The sequence below is a fragment of the Mycobacterium sp. NAZ190054 genome (assembly GCF_001545925.1).
In the GTDB taxonomy this organism is placed as follows: domain Bacteria; phylum Actinomycetota; class Actinomycetes; order Mycobacteriales; family Mycobacteriaceae; genus Mycobacterium.
In genome coordinates, this window is record NZ_LMVQ01000294.1 from 1 (window position 1) to 4,510 (window position 4,510).

Sequence of the window (4,510 nt, forward strand, 5' to 3'; positions counted from 1 at the left end):
CGTGCAGCTGTGCCGGGACCCCCGCGGCTACGTGCCCATCGGCAACAACCCGTGGCGCGGCCCGCCGGTCCCGACCGGCACCCCGGTCGAGGACGGCCGTAACATCCTGCCGCCCAACAAGTTCCCGAACATCCCGCCGCGGGGGTCCCGGCACAGCTGCACGGTGGGCGCCCGTTTGCCGGGGAACTCCTGGCACGGGTAGTTGCGCGCGCCGCGCACCACGCTCGGATCGTTGTGTGGGACCTTGCAATACAGGTCGGTGGGGAGGTCCCGGAGCGTGGTGTCCGCCGGGGACCTGATCTGCGTGGGCGGAATGAACCCCGTCGCACACGGCGGCGGATCCTGCAGGTGGATCTTGAAGTCCAGCTTGCCGCCCTCATCGGTCGGCACCCCGCCCGCGACGGTGTTCAACGCGGCCAGCAGCGCCGGGAACACCACCAGCGCATGCTCGAGCGACTTGTTGTAGATCACGCCGATACGGCCGAAATTGGCGAGGTTGGCCGCCAGCATCGGGAACGACGGCCGGATGCCGTCGAACGTCTCGTTGGCCACCGCGGCGGCACCCGGCGCCGTCCGCAGCGTGGTCCGCAGTTGCGGGTCCGCGCCGGCCACCTCGGTGGTCAACCGGCCCAACGACTCCGCCAGCGACCGGATGTCGTCGCCGCCGCGGATCTGCGCGTCCAGGAACGGACCGGCCTGGTCGATCAGTTGCGCGGTCTGCGGGAAGTTCGCGTTGGCCTCGTCGACCAGCAGCCGCGACGACTGGATCAGCCGGGCCAGTTCGGGGCCGGAACCGTTGAACGCGTTGAACGCCTCGCGCAGCAGGTCCTGCAGCCGGCTGTCGCTCACGCTGCGGACCAGGGTGTCGGCCTCGGCCAACAGCCCGCCGATGTCCTGCCCGATCGCGGTGCGGTCCATGCCGATGTCCGAACCGTCGCGCAGTGTGGCCTCGGAGGCATCCTCGGGCGGCACCAGGTCGATGTACTGCTCGCCGATGGCCGAGACACTCTTGACGGTCGCGGTCACGTTCTCCGGCACCGGTGTGTCGCTGTTCAACCGCATGTGCGCCACGACACCGTGATCGGACAACCCCACCGATCTCACGTGGCCGACGGTGACGCCGCGGTAGGTCACGTTCGCGTTCTCGTAGAGCCCGCCGCCGGCGACGAAGTTGGCGGTGACGTTGTAGGCGCCGATCCCGACAGCCGCCGGCACGTGCAGGTAGAACAGCGACACCGCACCGACACTGAGCACGGTGACGATCGCGAAGATCGTCAGTTGCAGGCGCGTCAAGCGGGTCAGCATTACGGCGCCCCCTCGTGTTGGGTGGCTGTGCCCGGCGGGATCTTGAACGGATCCGCCGCCTGACCGGAGAGGTTGGCCATCGCGCCGGTGAGGAAGTCGGGCGGGTTGACGACCTCGCTCATGCGCTTCATGTTCGGATCCAGGCCGAGCGACGTGGTGAAGATCGACTCACCGACGCGGCGCAGGGTCAGGTCGAACGTGACGTAGACGTTCAGGTAGTCACCGCGCACGGCGTTGCGCAGGTACTTGTAGTGGAACGGGAACGTCGGCAGGAATTCCAGATCCTTGATCAGGTAGTCGACGTGGTCGTTGAGCGACTTGATGACCGGGAAGAGGTCCTTGAAGTCCGCGGCGAAGTCGTCCTTGGTCTCCTGCAGCACCCGGGACGCGACGTTTGCGAAGCTGCGCAGCGCCGTGAACGCGTCGACGATCTGGGCGCGGTTGTCGTTGAGCACGGTCAGCGCCTCGGGCAGGGTGTCCAGCGTGCGGCCCAGACTGTCCTTGCTGCGGGCCAGGATCCCGGCGAATCTGTCCAGCCCCTCGGCCGCGGTGATGATGTCCGCGGTCTGCTGGTTCAGCGACGCCGTGAGTTCGGCGAGCCTGGGCAGCAGGTCCGCGAAGCTGCCCGACCGGCCGACGACGGCGTTGTAGGTCTCGTCGGTGATGTCCTGCAGCGCACCGAGATTGCCCTTGTTGACGACCATGCCTAGGGACGACAGCACCTGTTCGGTGGTCGGATAGTTCTCGGTGTGGTCGATCGGGATCTCGCCGCCGTCGGCCAGGGTGCCGACGTCCTCCCCGTCCTCGGGCGGCGCGAGCTCGATGTGCTGCGACCCGAGCAGCGAGGTCTGCGCCACCTTCGCGGTCGCGTTGGCGGGCAGCCTGACGTTGCCGTCGAGCGAGAGCTGGACCCGCGCGAAGAACGTGCCGTCGGGACGCTGCACCGCGTCCACACCCGACACGCTGCCGACGGTGACGTCGTCGACCTTCACCGGCGAGTTCTGCGGCAGGGTCGCGACGTCGGGCAGCTGCACGGTGACCGTGTAGGAACCCGCACCGTGACCGGCGGTGCCGGGCATGTTCAACGAGTTCAGCCCACCGAACTGGCAGCCTGCCAGCAGCAGTGTGACCGTCGAGAGCCCGAGTGCGCGACGGATCATCGGCCCCCCTCCGGAACAGCGGTGGGTCCGGCCGGGGCCGGCCCGGTCTCGGGACCGCCGGCGTGCGAGGTCGACGCCTCGGGCCCCTCGGCCGGGAGCAGCAGCGAGGTCAGGTCGGCGTCGGGGGCGACCTGCGGCGGCGTGACGCCGGGGGCGTTCTGCCACTGCAGGTACGGCACCGGGGTCTCGGCCTTGGCCTCGGTGGCCGGGGTGTCGTAGATGATCTGCCCCTTGTAGGCCGTGATGCTGTTGATCGGGTGGAACAGCATCGGCGGATAGTTCATCGTGATGCGCTTGAACACCGGACCCATCCGCTGACGGCAGATCTCGGCCCGCTTGTAGTTGTCCGGGGTGGCGGCGGCGTCGAACGTGCCACCGCAGATGAACTGCACCGGATTGCCGAAGTTCGGCAGGGTCAGCAGACCGCCGACGGTGCCCTGCGCGGGGTTGTAGATGTTGTAGAAGTTGCTCAGGCCGTTGGGCGTGATGTGCAGAACCTGCTCGATGTCGTCGCTGTGCTCGGTCAGGATGTTCGTGAAATCGGTGAGCCGGTTGACCTGGCCGATCAGCGCGTCGTTGCTCTCCCCCAGGAAGCCCCGCACATCGTCCAGGGCCTGGTTCAGGGTGCCCAGTGTCACGTCGAGATCGGTTGTGGCGTCGGCCAGTACCTGCGAAACCGACGCGACATGATTGGTGAACTGCACGATCTGCTCGTTGCTGTTCGACAGTGCGTCGACCAGGACCTGCAGATTGCGGACGGTGCCGAACAGGTCGGTGCGGGAATCTCCGAGTCGCCCGGCGGTCTGCGACAACTCGCGCAGCGCGCGCCGGAAGGTGTCGCCGTTGCCGTCGAACGTGTCGGCGGCCTGGTTGACGAACGCGGTGAGCGGCCCCTGGACGGATCCTTCGTGCGGGCCGAGCTGGTTGCTCAGCTGGGTCAGTTGTTCTTTGACCTCGTCCCACTCGACCGGCACCGCGGTACGGTCCAGGCCGATCTCGGCGCCGTCACCGAGTTCGGGGCCGCCGGTGTAGGCGGGTGCGAGCTGGATGAACCTGGCGGACACCAGGTTCGGTGCGATCATCAGCGCCTTCGCATCGGCGGGCACCTTGACGCCGTCGTCGATGGTCATGGTGATCTTCACGTCGCCGGCACGAGGCTCGATCGAGTCGATCCTGCCGACCGGCACGCCCACCACGCGGACGTCGTCGCCCGGGTACAGCCCGACCGCCGAGGTGAAGTAGGCCGTCAGCTTGTGCCCGGTCCGGCTGGGCCACACCAGGTACACCGCGACGGCCAGCGTCGCGACCAGCACGCAGACCAGCGCGGTCCGCATCCAGCGGCTCCGCTGCACTGTGTTCCCCTGTGTCATGGCGACTTCGGCCTGATGATCATCCGCTCCGAGATGTAGCCACGGAGCATGTCGGACAGACTGTCGGGCAGCTTGCCCGGCTGGAAGTAGGTGTCGAGGAGCACCTCTGCGATCGGCGCCGGCGGCAGACCGTACAGGTTGATCTGGAAGCCGGGCCCGGACCCGACCACCTCACCGAGTGCGGTCGCGTACGGCGGCAGCCGCTTGAGTGCTTCGCTGATGTGCTCCCGGCGCTCAAGCAGGTTGTCCAGCACCAGGTTGAGCTTCTCCAGCGCCGGCTTGAACTCCCGCCTGTTGTCGGCGACGAACCCGGAGATCTGGGTCGCGACGTCGTCGATGCCGGCGATCAGATTGCTCAGTGCCTGGCGCCGCTCGTCGAGCGCGGCGAACAACAGGTTGCCGTCGGTGATCAGCTGGTTGACCTGGCCGGAGCGTTGCGCGAGCGTCTCGGACACGTTCTTGGCATGTGCGAGAAGCTGATCGAGCGCCTCGTCACGGGCGTTGAGGCTGCGGGACAGGTTCGCGACGCCGTCGAGCGCACCGCGCAACTGCGGCGTGGCGTCCCGCAACGAGTCGGTCAACGTCTGCAGCGCCATCTCGAACCTCGGCTTGTCCAGCGCACTGACATTCTGGCCGAGATCCTGCAGAGCCGTGTTGAGGGTGTACGCGGTCGTG

3 protein-coding genes and 1 pseudogene are annotated in these 4,510 nt (G+C 67.7%); all 4 read right to left on the bottom strand.

Annotated elements, in window-relative coordinates; translation table 11 throughout:
- Positions 1 to 135: 135 nt before the first annotated feature.
- A pseudogene (locus ASJ79_RS19340) lies at positions 136 to 1,305 on the bottom strand (MCE family protein); the annotation flags it as partial.
- Entirely contained in the window at positions 1,305 to 2,465 is a 1,161-nt protein-coding gene (locus tag ASJ79_RS19345) for an MCE family protein (protein WP_067958630.1), read from the bottom strand. The gene ASJ79_RS19345 and the pseudogene ASJ79_RS19340, both read right to left, overlap by 1 nt.
- Positions 2,462 to 3,835, bottom strand: a complete 1,374-nt coding sequence (locus tag ASJ79_RS19350; protein WP_067958633.1) for an MCE family protein — start codon at positions 3,833 to 3,835, stop codon at positions 2,462 to 2,464. Before ASJ79_RS19350 ends, ASJ79_RS19345 begins: the two co-directional genes overlap by 4 nt.
- A partial coding sequence (locus ASJ79_RS19355) for an MCE family protein (protein ID WP_231750936.1) occupies positions 3,832 to 4,510 on the bottom strand: 679 nt, incomplete at its 5' end. The genes ASJ79_RS19350 and ASJ79_RS19355, both read right to left, overlap by 4 nt.